At 68.5% G+C, this 19,253-nt stretch carries 14 protein-coding genes; 4 read left to right on the top strand and 10 right to left on the bottom strand.

Annotated elements, in window-relative coordinates; translation table 11 throughout:
- Positions 1-86: 86 nt before the first annotated feature.
- The 3 genes from OG417_RS45335 to OG417_RS45325 are packed head-to-tail and all read left to right on the top strand — an operon-like array spanning position 87 to position 4,182.
- A complete protein-coding gene (locus OG417_RS45335) occupies positions 87-1,217 on the top strand; it encodes a hypothetical protein (RefSeq protein WP_329243127.1) in 1,131 nt (376 codons plus the stop codon).
- Positions 1,214-2,788, top strand: a complete 1,575-nt coding sequence (locus OG417_RS45330) for a hypothetical protein (RefSeq protein ID WP_329243124.1) — start codon at positions 1,214-1,216, stop codon at positions 2,786-2,788. Before OG417_RS45335 ends, OG417_RS45330 begins: the two co-directional genes overlap by 4 nt.
- Positions 2,785-4,182 (top strand): AAA domain-containing protein, encoded by a 1,398-nt coding sequence (locus OG417_RS45325; RefSeq protein ID WP_329243121.1) that lies wholly within the window; start codon positions 2,785-2,787, stop codon positions 4,180-4,182. The genes OG417_RS45330 and OG417_RS45325 overlap by 4 nt, the downstream gene beginning before the upstream one ends.
- A 189-nt stretch (positions 4,183-4,371) precedes the next feature.
- Here the strand turns inward: OG417_RS45325 and OG417_RS45320 are convergent, their stop codons facing one another.
- From OG417_RS45320 to OG417_RS45280, 9 genes are all read right to left on the bottom strand, one after another.
- Entirely contained in the window at positions 4,372-5,697 is a 1,326-nt protein-coding gene (locus OG417_RS45320) for a competence protein CoiA family protein (RefSeq protein WP_329243118.1), read from the bottom strand.
- Between the two features lie 1,988 nt (positions 5,698-7,685).
- On the bottom strand, positions 7,686-8,021 hold the full coding sequence (locus OG417_RS45315; RefSeq protein ID WP_329243115.1) for a hypothetical protein: 336 nt from the start codon (positions 8,019-8,021) through the stop codon (positions 7,686-7,688).
- Positions 8,022-8,296: 275 nt separating this feature from the next.
- Positions 8,297-10,321: an ABC transporter ATP-binding protein gene (locus OG417_RS45310; protein ID WP_329243112.1), complete on the bottom strand. Its 2,025-nt coding sequence runs from the start codon at positions 10,319-10,321 to the stop codon at positions 8,297-8,299.
- A 298-nt stretch (positions 10,322-10,619) separates the two neighbouring features.
- A complete protein-coding gene (locus tag OG417_RS45305) occupies positions 10,620-11,429 on the bottom strand; it encodes a thiopeptide-type bacteriocin biosynthesis protein (protein ID WP_329243109.1) in 810 nt (269 codons plus the stop codon).
- Between the two features lie 19 nt (positions 11,430-11,448).
- Complete coding sequence (locus OG417_RS45300; protein WP_329243105.1) at positions 11,449-12,531, bottom strand: lanthionine synthetase C family protein; 1,083 nt, start codon at positions 12,529-12,531, stop codon at positions 11,449-11,451.
- Positions 12,528-15,266: a lantibiotic dehydratase gene (locus tag OG417_RS45295; RefSeq protein ID WP_329243102.1), complete on the bottom strand. Its 2,739-nt coding sequence runs from the start codon at positions 15,264-15,266 to the stop codon at positions 12,528-12,530. Before OG417_RS45295 ends, OG417_RS45300 begins: the two co-directional genes overlap by 4 nt.
- Positions 15,267-15,353: 87 nt before the next feature.
- Positions 15,354-15,491: an FxLD family lanthipeptide gene (gene fxlA / locus OG417_RS45290; protein ID WP_329243099.1), complete on the bottom strand. Its 138-nt coding sequence runs from the start codon at positions 15,489-15,491 to the stop codon at positions 15,354-15,356.
- Positions 15,491-16,759 (bottom strand): methyltransferase, FxLD system, encoded by a 1,269-nt coding sequence (gene fxlM / locus OG417_RS45285; protein ID WP_329243097.1) that lies wholly within the window; start codon positions 16,757-16,759, stop codon positions 15,491-15,493. Before fxlM ends, fxlA begins: the two co-directional genes overlap by 1 nt.
- 163 nt (positions 16,760-16,922) lie before the next feature.
- Complete coding sequence (locus OG417_RS45280) at positions 16,923-17,189, bottom strand: hypothetical protein (protein ID WP_329243094.1); 267 nt, start codon at positions 17,187-17,189, stop codon at positions 16,923-16,925.
- Positions 17,190-17,356: 167 nt separating this feature from the next.
- On the opposite strand from OG417_RS45280, the gene OG417_RS45275 reads away from it, so the two are divergent.
- A complete protein-coding gene (locus OG417_RS45275; protein ID WP_329243091.1) occupies positions 17,357-18,103 on the top strand; it encodes a DUF6879 family protein in 747 nt (248 codons plus the stop codon).
- A 3-nt stretch (positions 18,104-18,106) separates the two neighbouring features.
- On the opposite strand, the gene OG417_RS45270 is transcribed toward OG417_RS45275, so the two are convergent.
- Positions 18,107-18,988: a helix-turn-helix domain-containing protein gene (locus tag OG417_RS45270; RefSeq protein ID WP_329243088.1), complete on the bottom strand. Its 882-nt coding sequence runs from the start codon at positions 18,986-18,988 to the stop codon at positions 18,107-18,109.
- Positions 18,989-19,253 lie beyond the last annotated feature (265 nt).

The following is a 19,253-nucleotide window of genomic DNA, read 5'->3' as shown; positions in this document are numbered from 1 at the left end:
TGCCTTCCTGCACCGGTGTGCCTAATGCATACCGTCGACTGCGTCTTCCTTCCCCACTCTGTTGCGCACTCCAAGGTCACGTCATTGTGAAATCTACGACTGAACGCCTCGATGCACTACGCGGCGGCCAGCAGCCGCTTTCTCACTCGGCGCGCACGCTGGTCGGCATGGCCGCCAACCCCGGCTGTGCACGCCGGGCCCTGCTGGACGCCTGCGGCGCAGACAAAGGCAAGATCGCCGCCCACGCCGGCTTCCCCTGGCCGTTCGGGCAGTCACCGTTCGCGCTGGGCCGCGGCAAAGCCTTCGAAGCCCTCGTGAAGGAACACGGCGGCTCGCTTCTGCTGGCACAGCTGCGCCAGGCGTTGGGTTTGCCGATCGAGGAGGTTGCCTACATCGCGTTGGACAGCGTCGCTGATCGCATCGGGCAGCAGGCCCGTTACCGAGACACCTGCTCGGCGTTGTGGCGGGCCGCCACCAGAAGGCCGTCGCCTGCGACCCTCTATGACCATCCCATGCTGCGACTGAGCGTCGGCGGCCAGTACGTCTACCTCGAACCCGACCTGGTCGCTTTCAAGGTCGAAGACCTCTTCTACGTCGTAGAGATCAAGTCGTTCCCCGTCATCGACGGGCGGGCCGACGGCATTCAGATCGCCGCCGCGACCAAACAAGCATCCACCTACGTGATCGCACTGCAGGACATGTTCACCGACCTCAACCTCGATCCCGCGCTGATCTCCACCTCGGTGTTCCTGGTGACTCCCAAAGGCTTCGGTAACACCCCGGTCGCCACCTTGATCGACGCCCGCAAGGAGATCACCATGCTGCGCCGCCAGCTGCAGCGCATGGACCGTGTCGCCGACCTGCTAGATCTGCTGCCACCCGGGCTGAGTTTCGACTTGGCCGTCGTCGAGGACACGCCGACGCGCCCGCCGCAGGAACTGGCCGGCGATCTGCGGCAGATCCCGGCGCGGTACCGCCCCGGGTGCACAGCGCACTGCGAGCTCGCCGGCTTGTGCCGTGACGAAGCTCGCACCAGCGGATCCCTCGACCTGTACGGAGCAGAAGTCACCGATGTCCTCGGGGGCGTCGACAACGCCCACACCGCGCTCGCACTCGCCGAAGGCAGCCAGACCCCCAGCGACGACCAAGTCGACGTCGCCCGGACCCTTCTGCACGCCGAACGGCTCCGCTCCCAGCTTCCCGGGCGGGTCGCATGAGCAGCCTGACCGCGCTCGCCCGCCTGCGCGCCGCCCGCAGCGGCTACGCCGAACCCCTCCGGCAGATGCGCCACCACCATCTGGTCGACGAACCCCTGATCCTGGTCGCTTTCAAGATGGCCGGCGAGGCGGTCGCGCCGCTGGCGTGCATGGTCGGCACCAACCGGCACCGTCCCACCGTCCTCAGCGTCCCGCAGCCCCGCAACCGCGACCAGCGCCGCGACTTCTACCTACGCCTCGCCGAGGTCGTCCTGCCCTATATCCGGCAGCGAGAAAGCACCGCCCAACAGTTGCCTGAACGCGAAGGCAAACCGCCACGGCTCCGCTGCGCCGACGCGCCGCAGATCATCGTCGCCAACCGCGCGACGATCGACTACCTTGCGCGGATTGGCCGCTCCACCCGATTCCCGCCACGCCCCCAACCCGGCGCCCCCGACCCCGAACCCACGGTGGAATTGCTCGGCAGGTGGCTGACATTCTTCGCCGACCGTGCCGAATACCCCGGCTCGTCCCTCCTGCTGCCGCTCACCCAACAGCTCTCCGCCCACTGGGCCACCGGACAGAGCCGGTTGGAAGACGAAAACCTCGCCTCCCTCCTCGCCTGGATCGACCCGCCCGATGGGATGACTGGCGCTCAGGCCGCACGGCGCGCCGAAGACCCGGTCGACAACCCACCGGCCGGGCCGGTCACCGACCCGCTGTTCGACCGTTACGAACTCCTGCCCCACATGCGCGCATACACCCGAGCCAACGCCGTACACGACATCACCGCAGCCCGCCAAGCCGCAGACGACATCCACAAGGCGTTGGCCAGCCAACTGCGCCACGTTTGGGATCTGATGTGGCAAGGCGTAGCGTTGCTGCGCACCATTCCCCGCGCGCCCCGCTGCGAACGACGCTGGCAAGACGATCGAGACCGCTTCACCGGACTCAGCACCCACATCGCCGATGGCGGAGCGCCCCAGCCAGCACGGGACAAGGCCGTCGACGCCGCCCGCCGCCTGGCCCGTCTCGAACAGGCACAGAAGATACTGGAGGACGAACAAGCCCTCGACGACACGTTCGTCCTCGCCGAACGCCGCACCACCGGCGCAGCGTTCGCCGGCACCGTCGTCGAACGCAACCCGCTACGGCAAGACCTCAGCAAAAAGGGACGGCGCGTCCTGCGGCCACGCTTCACCATCGTCACCCAGGATCCGCCCCCGCTCGTCCGCGACCAGGACTACGTCGAATGGTCACGCCCCGACAAGCGGGTCCACGTCCGCGTCTGCGCCGTCACCCCCGATCCGCCCGCGGCCCACCTGATCACCCTCGAGGTCGTCTCCGGCATGGGATCGGTCAACAACCCCAGGCCCGGCAGCGTCCCCGAAATGAACGAGCAGGTCTGCTACACGCCTTGGCCGAGCCAGTGGGGAGCGGTGGAATTCCCCAGCCGCGAGCAGACCCCGTGGACCCACGGAGGCCCACCCGACGCGCTCGCGCTACCCGACCAGGCTGAGCCTGACCACGACACCGAACCCGACGACGACCCGACCCTCGAGCCGACAACAGACGAAAGCCCACAACCATGACCCCCCTCCCGGATCCCGCACAGGCACAACACCACGACCCCGCTACGGCCGCCGATGCTGCGGTCCGCACCATCCTGAGCGACCTCTCGGCCGTCTCGTCCAACGGCGGTCGCGGGGTCGTCGTCGACTCACCACCGGGAGCCGGGAAAACCACGTTGGTTCGGCGCGCTGCCCAGGAACTCGTCGCCGCAGGCGAACAGATCATGATCATCGCGCAGACCAACAACCAGATCGACGACTTGGCCGCCCTCCTCGCCGCCGACGACCCGGCCCTACGCATCGGCCGGATCAGCGGCGAGGAATACGCCAATGCACCCTCCCCACTCGAGGCCCTGAGCAACGTCACCATCGACACCAAAATCGGCAATCTGCAAGCATGCGAGATCGTGCTCGGTACAGCCGCGAAATGGGCCCGTGTCAAAGACCATCGCCGACGCTGGGCGATCGTCGATGAGGCCTACCAGATGCGGTCCGACGCGCTCCTGCTAGTGGCCTCCCAGTTCGACTGCGGTCTTTTCGTCGGCGATCCTGGCCAACTCGACCCCTTTACCATCGCCGACACCGAACGCTGGACCGGGCTCGCCTACGACCCTCGACAGAACGCCGTCGACGTCCTCCTCGCCCACAACCGCGACACCGTGATTGAACGCACGCTCCCCGTCTCCTGGAGACTCCCCCCATCCGCGACAACGCTCATCGCCCCCGCCTTCTACCCCTACAATCCCTTCGCCGCCGGCACCTCCCACAGCGCCCGTGCCCTCACCTTCACCACCGCGGCCCTCCCCAGCCCGCTCGACGACACCCTCGAACAGGCACGCCGCACCGGATGGGCGCTCCACGAACTCCCCGCTCGCCACACCCAACGCACCGACAGTCACATCGCCGCTGCGACCGCCCACATCGCAGCCCGCCTCCTCGCCCGCGGCGCCGCTGAACGCTGCGAGCACCACCCCGAGGAACGGCTCCTCGGCCCCAAAGACATCGCCATCGGCGTCGTCCACCGCGACCAAGCCGACCAGATCCGGCGCACCTTGCCCAGCACCGGCGTACCCGGAGCCGAACGCATCACCGTCGATACCGCCAACCGCCTCCAAGGCCGCGAATACGAAGTCGTCATCGTCGCCCACCCCCTCTCCGGCAGACGCGACGCCACCACCTTTCACCTCGACGCGGGACGCCTATGCGTACTCACCACGCGCCACCGCCACGCCTGCATCGTCGTCAGCCGCGCAGGCATCACCGACCTCCTCGATGCACACCCCGCCACCGATCCCATTCACCTCAACGTTCCCGTCAAATTCCCCGACGGATGGGAAGCCCACCACACCGTCCTTCACCACCTCAACCAACACCGCATTACAGCCCCAAGCTCGGACGCCTTCGTCTCCAAGTAGGCGGCGCGCACGCGCTCGGCGGACTGGGGAAGCGCACCCAGGATAGGCGGCAGCGCCGGTCGCAGTGCACCACGTTGCTCAACCACGGACCAGGCCGGTCTGCCAAGGGTGTGGGGTTCTGGGGCCATCTGGCCGCCGAGGCACCCGGCATGGGTGATGCTGTGGCGACGCTCGGCTGAGCCGATGTCGTCACTTCTGCGCGGCGGTCCGGAGTGCTTGCTTGGCCCGAAGACGGTTGTCGACCGTGGCCCACCACGGGTGGTCGTTGAGTGCCTCGACGAGCCGCAGGCGTTCACCACGGGCAGCGGCAAGTTCGACGCGCTGCTCATCGGTGATCTCTGCCCGGCCAGCTGCGATGTCGGTGGGGCGTGGATGGGCTGAGAAGATTTGTTCACAGCGAGCTTCGGCCATGTAGTAGGCGCGCTGGGCGGCGATCAGATCGCCGGGGATTCGGAACCCATCCACCTCCTGAGTTGCCGTGAACTGCGGGGATGGAGGCTCAGACATCCAGTCAGCGGCGTCGATCGGATCACCGCTGTCGCGGGGGCGGGCAAGCTCCGCGCGAATTCCGGTGTCTTGCCCGTAGTGGCATTCGGGATCGCGTGCCTTCGGAACGAGCGGCCGATTTTCCCGCGCCACGGCTCGCGCTCGGGCAGCGTCCGGGGATGGCTCGGGGCGGCCTTGGAGGAACTCCTCCTTGTCTGTGGGCGTGACCCACATGTGCCACCCGCGGCGGCCGTCGGAGCGTTCGTAGTACAGCGGTACGAGTTCGCCAACGGCGGTCCGGTAGATCACGTCGTCGTAATACAGGCCAGTTGTCGCCACCCAAACGCCGTGCCGCCCGCCGCAACGTCCCCGCCCCTGCTTAGGACACGGCTCGGGGCTGTTCCAGTCACAAGACGCCAGCCGCAACGTCTTGACTCCGCCGCGCACGGGCAGCGCTTCGCGCCGGCCGACGTCCTTCCAGCTGAAGACGTTCAACCGGGCCCAGGGCGCTCGATCGATCGGGATGGCGTTCTCGTCGTTGACCAGCCACAAGGGAGTAAGGCCGTCGGTGCGCGCGATGCGCGTACGGCTATCGACCGAGCCGGTGGCGATAGCAGACAGCTGGATCTCGTAACCGAGCTCCCTGCCGTTGGCGCCTTGGACGATTACGTCGGTACGCCGGCGGCCGTGTCTGGGCCGATCCTCGATTCGTGTCGCAAAACCTTCGCGGTCCGCGGTCCGCGCGGTGTACTCCTTGAGCGCTTTATGAAGATCGCTCTCACCCTCGGTCTCCTTGAGCTCACCGATATTGACATGCATCGCGTGCGCACGCCCGCTGACCTTTCGGATAGTCATGAATCCAGGACAGGCAACGCCTCCGTGGTCGTAAGCATCCACGCAGTACAGCAAGTCCGGCTTGTAGTTCTGGTAGAGCTCATCCAGTAGTCCCGGGCGGTCCGGATGTCCCAGGTCATCTTCGGTGAGATTGAGCTCGATGCCATAACCCCGATGGAAGACGGTGTGCGTCACCCATCCACAATAAGTATCTCCGCCGACATTTTGGGGCGGCCACCGGACCACGCAGGGGCGCTACCGCGCGAGATCTTCCATGCTCTCGGAAAGGCGGACAAGGTGCTACGTGTGCTGAAGTTCATGCTCGCCCACGAGGCACGGATGTTGACGATGAGGTATCGACCGGTAGACGGCGGACTCTGAGTCCGAGTGAAGGATCTCGCTAAGCCCGACTCCCAGCCATGTCACAGACCCGACGTTCGGTGGCCATGGCGTCATCGCCCTGGTGACGGTGGGTTGTGACGACGCTCGCTAACGAGACCCCTCAGGGAATCAGGATCATCATGAGGGCCACAAGGGTGAGGCCAGTCCGAATCGGCTGTGAAAATCAGGGTAGTCCCAGCGGAGAGATCGAGCCGCAAGGTATCGATGGGACGGGCGGGCAACGTGCTCATCAGGTGATCTCTGGCCAAGGTGACTCTTTCGCGCCGGGCCAGACGATGTGACGCTCAGATCATGGGTGTGCAGATGAGCGAAGTGGCAAGGATCCGGAAGGCGTGGGAAGAAGCAGGGTGCCCGCCGTGTGATCATCGGCGGACGGCTGCGGAGTTTTATCTCGGGACGCGCACTGGTGACCGGGCCTGCCTGGATTGTGGAGAGTCCCCGGTGGACCGGCCAGCATCAGGACAGGTTGTAGAGCGAACACCAGACCAGTGACAGGGGTGTGTTGAAGAACCAAGATCCATTCTCAACACCCCCGCCCGCCTGGGCTCCGGTGTCGATGTCCGAAGTTGTGTGCATGGATGTCCGTACTCCTGCCGCTTGAAGCCCGCAGCCCCGCAGCCCGCCGCTCCGCGTTGACGGCGACACGCGTTCCAACAATCCCTATCCTCCTGAACGTTAACCGCCGGCGTGTGGTGTTGGGGTGTACGCCAAAACGGCACCATCGAGCTCAGCCCGCAGAGCCGCCGCTGCGCGCATCGACGACGAGCGAATTTCATCGACCCCAACGCCTGCCCGCGCCCCTCTGAACGCAGCGTGGCCAAGTACATCTAGGCGTTCCGTACCACCGGTTGGTCGGGGTGACCTAACTGGTGATGGCATGTCTCCCCGTGCACACCGGCAATCACTGCGCCCTTTTCCAGATGAAGTGGAAGGCCACGGTCCTCCCGCCAGAGCCGTATTCCCAGGTTGGCGGGACCACGTGCGGGGGGCTTCCTTGGGCGCGGGCCGGAACCCACAGACCCCGGACGTACCCGCCCGCGCCCACGCGATCACCGGGTCGGGCGTTCTGCTGAACGCGGCGGCGTGCAGCGCCAGTCCCTCGGCTTGGACGATCTGCTCGGTGGTCACCTTGTGCTCGAGCAAGGGACTCGACAGCCGCAGCGTTGGTCTCGGCCGCGCCCAGCAACGCCTTGGCCAGGGTAATTCGGCTAACCGTCAAGGTGATCGTCATGTCCTTGACGGCGCCGAGCCGCTGATCAGCGGCGGCGTCGCCAGCGGCCGTTCAGCGCGGCCGGCCGAAGCATGCCCCGGTCCCGTGAGGTCAGCGGCCCCAGGCCCTACAACCCTGGGGCGGCGTGGGCGCCGTCCGGGGCGGTGGATTGCAGTGGATCGGGACGAACGCCCCGGCGGCTTTCCCCCATAGCGCGGTCCGCGCCGGAAGGTGCGTGCCCGGCGCGGAGCGTCGTGATCATCTCATCCCCGGCGGGCGCGTGCTCCACACGCCACGCCGGGTCAGGGGCCTGGCAGCGTGTGTTGGGGTTGGATGGGCTTGATCAGAGATGGGAGTCGTCGGGGATGAGGGTGAAAGAACGCAAACGGTCGCGGGCGGCCGGGTGGGGCGAGGTGCTGAGCGTGGCGTGGTGGTGGCTCGCGGTGGACGGCCCGAAGCGATGGCTTGGGCGCCGTCGTCCCCGGCGGTGAGGTAGGCCGACCGTCACCAGGTAGCCGGCCCCAAGACGAATCGTCACCCGTGAGGCACGCGGCTGTCGAAGCCCCGGGCCTCATGGCGTTCCTGAGCCGTTGGATCGGTTTGCCCAGGGGCGTGTTCGCCAGCCAGGCAGGCCCGGATCCAGCCATTCCTCGATGGTGCGTCGCCACAGATCAGTCGGCTGGGCGTCGCCGACGTAGTATTCCCAGGCCCAGTCAGACCTGTCTTCGTCGATGAACAGAGCGTCGAGATACTCATTGAAGTTCTCGGGCAGTACACCGCTTCCGGTGTTGCGGGTCAGCCCCGTCCACTCGGGTAATCCAAAGGCGAAGGCCAGGACTTGACAGCGTCCCTCGGGCGACAGGTCGAAGGTGGGAAAGGCCTGCCGATCTCGGCCTCGACCACACACGCCTCCTCGGGTCGAACGCGGTGAAGGGACCGAAGATGACCCGGCCTCGGCAGCGGCGTGACAGTTCCTCGGACATGGTCCGGGCTGGGTCAATACCTCGCGCTCGTTTCGGGGTTGGGCGCCACGCGGTCGGCGGCGAAGTTGTCCTTGCCGCCCAGTCAGTAGTTGTAGACCAGCACGGGGTGCGCCACCCGGGCGTCCGGCCGCGGCGGACCCTCCCGCTCATCGTCGCCGGACACCACGCCTCCCAGGCGATGCTCGGTTCATGGTTCGTCTTACGGCTCGATCGTGGAGGTGGCGTGTTCGTCGCCGGCCGTGTGTGTGCTGATGCCGCGGTGTTGGTAGGCGGAGGCTTGCAGGGTGTACAGCTCGGCGTACAGGCCGCCCAGGTTCATCAGTTCGTGGTGGTCGCCGTGTTCGGTGACCTGGCCGCCGTCGAGGACGTAGATCCGGTCGGCGTGCCGGACGCTGGCGAGCCGGTGGGTGATCAGCAGGACGGTGCGGTCGTTGGCGCGCGCGTGGTCTCGGATCTGTTCGAACAGGTGGTGTTCGGCGCGGGCGTCCAGTGCGGCGGTGGGTTCGTCGCAGATCAGCAGGGGAGCGTCCCGGTAGAACCCGCGCGCCGCCGCGAGTCGCTGCCACTGGCCGCCGGAGAGTTCTTGGCCGCCGTCGAATCGTTTGTCCAGCAAGGTGTCGAGACCGTTCGGCAAGGTGGCGATGACCTGGTCGGCTCCGGATGTGGTGGCGGCGTGCTCGACCGCTTCGCGCACGCCCGGGGCGGTGAGATCGTCGCCCATGGCGATGTTGTCGGCGGCGTTCATCGGCCAGTGCGTGTGGTCTTGGGCGATGACGGCGATGGCGCGGCGTGCGATCTGCGGTTCGAGGTCGGTCACGGGTGTCTCGTCCCAGCGGACCTGGCCGGCCTGTGGCGTGTAGAGCCCCGCCAGGATCTTGGCGAGTGTGGTCTTGCCGGATCCGTTCTCACCGACCAGCGCGATGATTTCACCGCGACCCAACCGTACCGACACTTGCCGCACGGCTGGGGTGTCGCTGCCGGGGTAGGCGAAGGTGACCTGGTCGGCGGTGATCTGTTGAAACCGTCGCAGCGCTTCGACCCGGCCTGCCGCCTGAGCATCGGTCGACGTGGCGATGGCGGCGCGGCTGCGGTGGATGCGTTGTTCGGCCATCTGGCAGTAGCTCAGATAGTCGGCGAAGTACAGGCCGTCCTCGTAGCAGCGGTTGAGCGCGTGAACCAGGTTGATCAGCGAGTTCTGCCCGGTCCGGATCGCCAGCACCGCCGTCCCGGCGACCGCCAGCGGCATGATGCCCCTCCACAGCAGCAGGCCCAGCGCCGCGTACATCACCATGGTGGCCACGCCCTTGAGGACATCCCCGTAGATCCTGGCGAGCGTCTGGCGGCGCGCCAGCCCCAGCTTCCGGGCGCGGATGTGGTCGGCCAGCCGAGCGTACCGGCGCAACAAGAAGCCTCGAACGGTGAACGAGCGGACCTCCGCGGCGTGGGAGCGCTCGGTCATCAGCTCGGTCATGATCCAGCTACGGCGGTAGACCTCGACCAGCGCCAGCTCCGACAGGTAACCGAGCCGCGCGGCGCGCACCGCCGCCCATCCCTCCGGCAGCGCGGTCAGCAACAGCAGCGGCAACAGCACCGGGTGCAGCACGCCCAAAGCACCGGCCGCCGCCACGACCCCCACCGAGGCCGTGAACAAGTCGACCGCGTTGTCCACCATGGACGGAGCCGATTCGATACCGCGGAGCCGCGCGCGGTGCAGATCGTCCTGAAATTCCGAATCATCGAAGGCCGCCAGGTCCACCGCGGTCGTCACCTCATACAGCCGCCGCTCGACGATCTGCTCGACCTGCGGTCGCAGCCGACCCTGGGCCCACTGCGCGATCGCCGAGCACCCAGCGCGCACCGAAACGGCCGCCCCGACCAGCAGCAGGGCCGGCGCGGCGCCGGCCACTCGCGCTGGCGTCGGGTCGGCGGCGAACAACGCCGACAGCACACCCGTGGTGGCCAGCAGCCCGAACGCCGTGAACACTCCGGAGACGACGTTGAAGACGACCGTGACGGCCAGGTCACGCGGAGCCGCCTGCCGCCCCAGCCGCATCACCGCCAAGAGCAGCGCAGGCAGCCGCAACGCCATGGTGACCAGCCCGGTCTGCGACAACTCGGCGGCCTTGGCGGTCCACTTGTGCTCGGCCAGCCGCGGACCCAGTGGGTCCGCCGCGGTCTTGACGCGAGCGGAACGCGACCACGGCAGCCATCTCCATAACTTCACCAGATCACCTTGCCGACGGCTGTTGAGCCTCTCCGGAACGCGTCAGTTACAGATTGGTTCGCGATGGTGGTGGTGGCTGTCAGGTCATAGATCATGCTGGGTTTCATCGGCGCTCCCTGTCGGGTCCGTGTTCCTGACTGTAGGAGATGGCGCCGACACTCTGGGTGTATTCGAGGCGAGGTGGACAGGTGGCGCTGGCTCTCATGGTCGTGCCGACGATCGGGGCGCTCGGTGGGCGAGTGCGCCAGTGAGGAGGTCGGCCGCGAGTCGGAGGGACGCGGCGAGGGCGGCCAGGCCATCACTGCGGACTCGGCGTCGACGAGCGCGAGGATCTCCGCGAGCTCGTGCCGAAGACGGCGTCCTTCGCCGCTTGGGCAAGGGCAGCCTGGACGGTCGAGGGGATCCCGATCCTGTTGAGATGGAAGATCACGTGCGTTGCGACCACCGCACGTACACCTCGAGAGAGCTCGCCGGTTTCGCGAAGGGCTCGAAGTGTTCTGCCGGTGTCGGCGAACGCGGCGAGCCATTCGCCCTCGATGGTGTCCGCGCGGGCTGTGCCGAGCAGGAGGTGGCGGGCGTCGCCGACGAAGGAGGCCCACGCCTGGCGGTCAGGGGCAGGTGGCTGGAGTCCGTCGCGCTGTTCGGCGATCCTGGCCCAGACATCGCCCTGCTCGTTCCAGTCCAGGCCTGCGGCGCGCATGAGCGCGGTGCACAACACGAGCGAGTGTTCCCGCCGGTCGACCGGGTCGGTGCGGAGGTAGGAGAGCAGGTGGCGGCTGTCGTGGGCGAACAGGGCGTGGGCGGCGTCCATGCTCGCCTCGCCACCGAAGGCGTGGACTTCGGGTTCGTAGATGTCGCTAATCCAGGGGACGCCGGCGGTGAGTAGTGGGTGCACCGGGTCGTGGCCGCCGGTCTCCTCGGCGAGGAGGTAGCGGACGCGCCAGGGCCCTTTGCGGATCCACCACCATGAGGCGATGAGGCCGTCGGCCTCGGCAGCTGGCAGGACCCGGGCGAGGTGACCGATGGCGCGGCGTTCCCGCTCCTCGCGGTCGCCGGGGTACGCGATGTTCACCTGCCGCCAGGGGGTCTCGCGGAGGGGCTCGTCCACGGTGGGTCCTTTCGCAGGGTCAGCTGAGCAGTAGGCAGGCGTCCCACGAGGTCGTCGAGGTGCCGACGGTCGCCAGGGCGGCACCAGCCGACCCGTCGAGGAACCCGGCGGGCTCGCCGGCCGCGGCGGCGGCCGCGTGTTGGTGCAGGTGCCGCAGCGGTGTGAGCGGTATCGGGATGAGGGCGTCGGCGGCGATCCGGTGCCCGACCGCCAGAAGGCCGGCGGTGCCGTGGCACAGGCTCCGGTCGATGACCTGGGCCGTCTGGGCCGGGTCATTCACGCAACCGGCGAACGCGGTCTCGACGTTGTGCTGCCGGCTGGTGTCGCCGAGAGCGCGCGCGGCGAGTTGCTGGGCGCGGGCGATGCCGGGCGTGCCATAGCACCAGGACGGCCGTAGCGGGCCCTGCTGGCTCGGTTCGCCGCGGCGTATGTCGTCGAGCGTGATGATCTGCGGCCACCAGACGCCGCCGCTTGTGTGCTGCTCCCAGGTGTCCAGCCACTGGCAGATGCGTGTGATCGCTTCCGTGTGTCCGTCGACGGTGGCACCGTCATTCATCGCGAGAGCGAGGAGTGCGAGTGGGCCGGTGATGCCGTGGGCGATCCCGTGGTTGCTGTGGCCTCCGATCGGGGGCGGCTGCTGGTAGTTGGGGCTGGTCGGGCACCACCAGCCGGGCAGCCCGTCGATGGGCTCGGTGAGCCGGACCAGGTAGTCCAGTACGTCTCGGAGTAGATCGATGTTGCCGATGCGGCGCAGGGAGACGCCGAGTCCGGTCAGCCCGCGGATCAGGTCGAACTCGGCGTAGTGCGGCGGCGGGTGGTGTTGGTCGATGCGGCGGTGGGCGGTCTCCAGCCGGCGGCGTGTCACCGTCGCGGTTCCGGCGGCGGCGACGGCCCGTGCCTGGGCGAGGCTTGGATGGTCGGATCCGGCGAGGACGAAGGCGAGGGCGGGCGCGCCGTAGTAGAGGCTGGCGCCGTCGGCGATGCTGACACCACCGGCGACCGCCTGTTCCAGCGCCTGATACGCCGCATCCCATCTGCCGGTCTCCAGGCGCAGCAGGGCGATACCCGCCGCCCCGTCGGCGAGGGACTGTCCCGCCGTCATGACTTCCCCCGAGCGAGGTCGGTGTGGGCGACGGCGCGGGCCAGACGTAGGCACTGTCGTTCTGAGGCGGTGTCCACGCCGATCACCCGGGCGTGATGCAGGTGCAGCAGGTCCGCCAGCACCTGGTCCGGGTCAAGGCCGTCGCGGTCAGCGAGGGACCGGTAAGTGACCAGAGCCGCGGGCAGGTCATCGCCGCCGTAGGGGCCGCGGGCGAGGGCGAGCTGGGCGGCTTCCAGCCGTGGGCCGCTGCGGTGGGGGATGTGCTCGGCGAGCCAGCGCAGACCCTCTCCACCGGTGAAGGCGTCGGCGATGGCCATCATGCCCGCAGCTGTGGCGGCCTGCCGGTCGCTGGACAGCCGCTGGAGGGCGGCGGCCGAGTCGGCGGCGAACACCGCCTCAGCCGCGGCGAGGGTCCGTCCGGTCCCGTGGCGGGTCTCGGGCCGGTAGGTGTGCAGGGCGTAGTCGGAAAGGAGGCCGCTGGCGTAGAGCTGCTCCGCCCACTCGGCGAGGTCACGGGCAGCGTCGGCGAACGTGACGGTCTGCAACGGGATCCGTAGCCGCAGGTGGGGAGCGGGGTCGGGGTAGCGGAGGAACCACCAGCCCGCCGGTAGGTCCTCATGCCGCTTAACCAGGTGGGTGAGGATGTCGTCGCACCGGCCATACAGGCGTGCGTCCAGCCACGGCGACGCTCCGGGCCGGTGGTGCACAGTGCTGGCGGGCCGCGCGGCGCGTGGGGACCGGCGGGGTTGGGTGTCGGTGAGGGTGAGCAGGAGCTCGGCGGGTCGGCCATTGAGCCAACCGGACGGTCCGGGGGCCTCGGTGAGGGCGGCATGACCTTGCCGGTCGAGGTGGCTGCGCAGCACCGCCAGGTGAGCGGGCTCGTCCAGGTCCAGGCGGAGCCGCACATCGTCGTCGCCGACGAGCACCTCGCGCGGCAGCCGGTGACGCGCGCGGTACCGCTGCCACGCTTGCAGCCACTGCGGCCACGTCGCGGTGCGGGTGGGAAGCGTGGCTTGGCTGATCAGCCAGCGGGCCGGGTGCAGGATGGACCGGCCGCGCCGTACTCGTGGCAGGAACGGCAGGCTGCGGGCGTGCCCCCAGTCGAGCCTGCTGCACGGAGCCGTCCACGCCGTCCAGATTTCGGCCAGGAACCAGGCGAGGGGCTGTTGCATGGCCGGCAGCACACAGTTGAGCAGCAGCGGTTCGACCGGTCGGCCGGTGGTGCGGGACACCAGCCACAGCCGCTGCCCGTCGCCGGCCACCGCCAGGTCCTCCACCGTCAACTGCGGGTCCGGGCAGGCGTCGCCGACCGGCAGGACGGGCAGTAGCTCGGGGGCGCGGGCGACGGCGGCCAGCCGCGTCTCCAGGGGAGGCACGGATAGTTGCACCGTGTCCGCGCCGGGCATCGCGGTCGGCAGGCTCGCGTAGACGCGGCGGAAACGGTCCAGCTCGGCGGGGGTGAGCAGGTGCAGGAACCGGGCGGCCGCGACCCCGGCGTGGCGGGCCCCGCTGACCACCGTCAACGTGAACGCGCCCCGGTCGAGATCGTGTGGCGTTTCGGCGGCGAGGGTGAACCGGAGCTCGGTGTGCGGGATCGGCGGCCGGTCGTCGTCGTCGCGTAGTCGGCCGATCAGCTCGTCATCGAGTATCACTTCGGTGCAGCCGTCTAGGGCGGACTGCTGGGCGAGCTCGGCAAGGACGCGATCGCGGGCCGTGCACGCCGTCGGGTCGCGGCGGGTGCCCCGGTACCCGGCGGGGAACCCCAGGACGCGCAGGACCTCGCGCAGCGGTACGGCCGCGCCCGGGCCCCACCGTTCGATGAACCTGCGGTGGTAGTCGACCCAGCCAGGTCGGCGTGACGCTACGGCGACGAGCGTGGACGCGGCCTTCCGCGCCTCCTGGACAACGGCCGGCGGCAGCGTCACCGAGCAGTCGACCCGCAGATCGATTGCGTCCTGCGCGCCGGGCTTGGGCACCTTGCCGTACCAGGCGAGGTGCGCGGCCGGGTTGGTTGCGGTCATCGGTGGCCGGGCCGCCGACAGCAGCACCCCAGCTTCCAGCGACGCGGCCAGAAACCGCTCGGCCTCCGCCACGTCGGCCGATGTCCCCGTGGCGATCCGCACGGCGAGGTCGGTGAACATGATCGGTGACGCGGCGCCCTCCACTGCCAGGCGGACCGGGCCGGTCAGGTCGACCTCGACATCCCATATCCGATTGTCCGCGGCGCGGGCACAAGGGAGTACCCACGTGCCGCCGCGTGGATACCCGAGCGAGTTCGTCACCACCGCGACTTTCCGGAGGATGTCCATATCGCGCTCGGTAAGAGCTGCGCACTCGGCGATGAGTTTCTCGTCGGGCCGGTCTACGGCGCGATGCGCCTCACCCCACCGGACGTTCGCGTGCGGTCCGAACTCGACCGGTGCGACCCCGGCGAAGTGCCCGAACGGGGTCGGCCGGGTCGTCCACCGCAGCAGATATCGGACCGCGGTCTCGACCAGGCGCCGGAGCCTGCGGTCGGCCACCGGTTCGCCGGCCACGGCGCAGGTGACCTGCCGGGCCAGCTGCGGCGCCGCGGCCGTGACGGCTGCGGCGAATCCCGGCAGCGTCCATACCTGGCTCAGCCATGTCAGCCACTCTTGGGGCCTGTCGGCGGTCAGGTCGGGCCAGGCGGGCAGGGTCAGATCGTGGGGGTAGGCGGCGGCCCTGATTAACGCGGCATCGGCGACGTGGAACATACGTTCACCGTTCTCGGGGTGGTGGTCACGAAGGGGCCGGGCCCGGCCCCGCAGCAGGTGGCCGGGCCCGGCGAGCTGGACCGGGTGTCAGCGACCGCCGCCCGTGCAGGCGTCCGAGCCGGTGTTGCCCGAGCCGCAGTTGTCGTCGGTGTTGGTGGCGTACGCGCTCGCGGCCGGCCCGGCGTCGACCAGGCGCAGGTTCAGGTTCAGGTTCAGGTCGTCCATCAGTGGCTTCCCTTCTCGGAAGTGGGGGTGAAGTCCAGGACGATGCGGCTGTGCCGCTTGTCCAGGACTGCCCCGCCCGGCAGGTCACCGGCGGGGGTCAGCGCGGGGAGCACGCACAACACCGGCGACGGGCTGCCGGCGTCCACCCACGCGCGCATGTGCTCGACCATCCGCCCGGCCGCCGCGGCGGCCGCCGGTCCGTGGGCGTATGCGCCGAGGTCGAACATTCGCCCGGTCCAGCTCAGCTCCGACCGGTAAGCGAACGTGCCGTTGTGGACGGTCGCGGGCGTGCCGAACTGCCACGAGGGGGCGACGGTGCCGGCCTTGATCGCCGTGTCTTGGGCCGTCAGCACGACGAACTGCTCCACCTCGCGTGTGAGGCGGATGGCCAGCCACAGGTCCAGGTCGTGCAGAACCGTGCGGGGCGGAAGGCTCACCCCCGCCCATGCCTCCTGACGGGGCTGCGTGAGCAGACCGGCGACGGCGGTGGGATCGACCTGCTGACCCTCATCGAGCCGCAGGTGGACGCCGTCAGCGATGTCGACGTACCGCATCTCGTGGGCTCCGGCACCCTGCACCGGCACGAACCCACACTGGCGATGACTCACGCTGTCCAGCCGATCGCCGGCGCGACGCAACGCCCACGAGCGGGTCGTCCCGTGCGTCCGCAACGGTACGACGAGGACACCGTCCTCGGTCAGCTGGTCGCGCCAGGCGGGCGGGATATCCCAAGCACCGGCCGTGACGATGATCAGGTCATAGCGGCGGCCCGATTCGACCGGTTGCTCGGCGTCCGCGCACACCACGGTGACGTCGTTGTAGCCCGCTGCCGCCAGGCACGCGGCCGCCCGGTCGGTTACGTCAGGGTCGATGTCGACGGTAGTGACCGACCCGGACGGGCCGACGAGTTCTCGCAGGAGCGAAGCGTTGTAGCCGCCGCTGCCGATCTCCAGCACATGACGGCCTTCCAGGCCATCCAGCGCGTCTGCTGCCTGACCGAGCATCTCCGCGATCAGGAACGGCGCCGACACCGAGCTGATGCTCTCCTGACCGCCGGAGGCCGCCCGCCGTTTGGTGACGACGGCGGTGTTTTGATACGCCTCCTCCACCGGGACGCCGGGCGTGTACAGCTCACGGGGCACGGTCCGCATCGCCGTCTCCACGTCGGGGCGCAGCCTCAGCCCCTTCGCCGCATGATCGGCGGCCAGCCGGTCGACCATGTCTTTGCGGAGACTCTCGCTGCTGCCCATGGTGATGCCGACGCTCATGAGGTGTCCTCTTCCGATTCCAATGTGTGCGCCGCCGCGGCTCTGGGCGGCCCCTGGCCTTCTCGAGGGCCAGCTCCGGCGGGCGATCCGAGATCTGTCATCTCTTCCGCCGTGCCATGCTGCCGGACCAGCGGATCGGTTTCAGGCAGGCTCCCCGAACCGGTCATCGAATCGCCGCCGCGCTGATGTCCTGCACACGCTGGGAGACCGAGCCGTCCGGGTCCCAGATCGACACGATGGCGAGCTTCCCGATGCTCTCGCCGCCCGTCGTGTACTCGACGCGGTACGTCGGCTGATGCCGTGACGGATAGTCGCGGGCCACCACGAACCGCTCGACACCACCTCGGCGGATCTTGTCGCCCGGCTCGATGTCAGTGGCGAACGTCGGGACCCACCGACCACCGGCCGAGCTGCCCTGGTGTGCCTGCACCGGATGCTCCCTGACTCGCGTCGCTGTGTGGCAGAGACGCTAGGGAGGGGCGTAACGGCCGGTCGATGAATTGGGCGTGATTGGGCGCCCAAATCGCTTGACCGGTCGAGAGGCCAGGAGTGAAAGTCAATGCTGACTCAGGCACCACTTCCTTGGGAGACACACCAATGGTGGACTTCGTCGGCGGCGACCCCAACTCCGACAAGGCCGAGTGCCCGGCTATATGGCGTGCCCCAGGCGGCGCTTACATCCGGGGCAAGACCGTAACCGACCCGCAGCTGACGGCGAGATTCAGTGAGGACGTCGGCAAGGGCGAGGACGAGACAGACGTATGGGTACCCGACCGGCTGTTCCCCGCAATCAGGGAAGCGGTCAACGACACCTACGAGCCCGGTAGGAAGGGGCGCGGGCCACACGATTTCGAGACCCTCGCGGCGGCGGCCGAGCAATCGGTGATCCGCTTTGAGACCAGGGACGCCTACGACCGCACCGAGGCGGACGGATTCGACAAGTGGCGCGAGACCGGCGACGCCACAAACCACGATCTCGGAGAGTTCGGGGACATCGTGCAGTCGGCAGTGAGCCGTGGGGTCCGCTGGCGGCGCGTGCGTATCATCTCCCGCCCGATGTCGGAGTACATGCGGTGGGAACACGCCGTCACCCATGCGAACATCGCAGTAGGTGAAGACATCCGGTGGCTATGGCGTGATCAGGCCGCTGATCTGCTGGTACCCGCCGCTGACTGCTGGGTGTTCGACGACCGCGTGATCCGGTGGAACTTCCAACGCGGCGACGACTCCAACCCGCACATGTACACCTTCAGCTCCGACCCGCGCATCGCCCGCGACATCGCCGGAGCGTTCGAACTCGCCTGGAACCGGGCCACACCCCACGCCGAGTTCAAACCGGAGTGAGGCTCACTCCTCCAACGACGCCAGACACGACCGGATCAGCGCCCTGGCATCGTGCCCCACCACGGCGAGGTCGAACAGGTCGTCCCACGCTCGCCGGTACAGCGCGACATCGTCCGGGTGCGTGAGTGTCAGCAACCCCGACAGCAGTTCCACCTGCGCTTCAACGCTGCCGTCCGGGAACACGTCGATCTCGAATGACTCACGTGCCCGGATGCCGTGACGGTCGATGCCCATGGGGATAACCGCCACCGCAAAGACCGACGGCAACCGCATAGCCTCCATGAGGTGCTCGAGTTGCCCGCGATGCACCTCCGCAGAGGTGTACACATACCGCAGCACGGCCTCTTCCAGCAGGAAGACGAATCGCGCTCCGGGGCGGCGTAGATTCCGCTGTCGTTGCATGCGAGTGGCGACCGCCTCGGCGACATCATCCACCTCCAGCCGCCTGTCACGGCGTACCCCGCGCAGCATCTCGGTCATGTAGTCCTCGGTCTGCAGCAGACCGGGAATCACCTTCGTCTGGTAGCTGAGCTCAGCGCTGATCCGCGCGTACAGGTCGCCGACCGTGGCCTTCTGCCGCGCGTTCAGGCCGAGTGCGTGGTGTTCGCGCAACGACACCCACATGCGGGCGACATCGCGCTGTTCGGCCAGCAGCTCGGCCTCCCGTTGAGGTGAGGCCCCGCAGATCTGGCACCACAGCCGTATGTGGTTCGAAGACGCCGGCCGCTGCGCACGCTCGATCTTGTTGACGGTGGTGGAGTATCGCCATCCGGCGCGGCGCGCGAACTCCACGCCGGAGATCCCGGCATCCTCCCGCATCTCGCGAAGCTGAGTGGCGAGACGCTGCCGGGCTGCCTGCGCGCTGGATGACGACGGGTATGACATCACGTCCAATCGTGATGCACAGGCAGGTCACAGCGTCCCGGAATGGGCTATGTTGGGCGCCCTCGGCCGACAGCCGCCGGATCGCGCGTGAGTTCGACGCCGCGTGGCACCTGCGATCGGCCGCCTGTGTAATGGTGGCCCGCGGCCCGTTCCTCCCCTCGCACGGCCACCATGGGGAAGCACAAGCGCCAGGATGTGGCTGCGGTCGCGCGGGCCGGTGAACCTGACGAGCCCGCGGGCGACGAGAAGCTCGATCGACGTATCG

Source organism: Actinoallomurus sp. NBC_01490 (assembly GCF_036227085.1).
In the GTDB taxonomy this organism is placed as follows: domain Bacteria; phylum Actinomycetota; class Actinomycetes; order Streptosporangiales; family Streptosporangiaceae; genus Actinoallomurus; species Actinoallomurus oryzae.
Note: the sequence above shows the minus strand (reverse complement) of the source record. Positions and strands in the feature narration are given on the sequence as shown.

Coding starts and splice junctions, on each gene's coding strand:
- OG417_RS45300 (WP_329243105.1), bottom strand. CDS start 12,531: ATGACGGCGGGACAGTCCCTCGCCGACGGGGCGGCGGGTATCGCCCTG.
- OG417_RS45275 (WP_329243091.1), top strand. CDS start 17,357: ATGGTGGACTTCGTCGGCGGCGACCCCAACTCCGACAAGGCCGAGTGC.
- OG417_RS45295 (WP_329243102.1), bottom strand. CDS start 15,266: ATGTTCCACGTCGCCGATGCCGCGTTAATCAGGGCCGCCGCCTACCCC.
- fxlM (WP_329243097.1), bottom strand. CDS start 16,759: ATGAGCGTCGGCATCACCATGGGCAGCAGCGAGAGTCTCCGCAAAGAC.
- OG417_RS45270 (WP_329243088.1), bottom strand. CDS start 18,988: ATGTCATACCCGTCGTCATCCAGCGCGCAGGCAGCCCGGCAGCGTCTC.
- OG417_RS45330 (WP_329243124.1), top strand. CDS start 1,214: ATGAGCAGCCTGACCGCGCTCGCCCGCCTGCGCGCCGCCCGCAGCGGC.
- OG417_RS45325 (WP_329243121.1), top strand. CDS start 2,785: ATGACCCCCCTCCCGGATCCCGCACAGGCACAACACCACGACCCCGCT.
- fxlA (WP_329243099.1), bottom strand. CDS start 15,491: ATGGACGACCTGAACCTGAACCTGAACCTGCGCCTGGTCGACGCCGGG.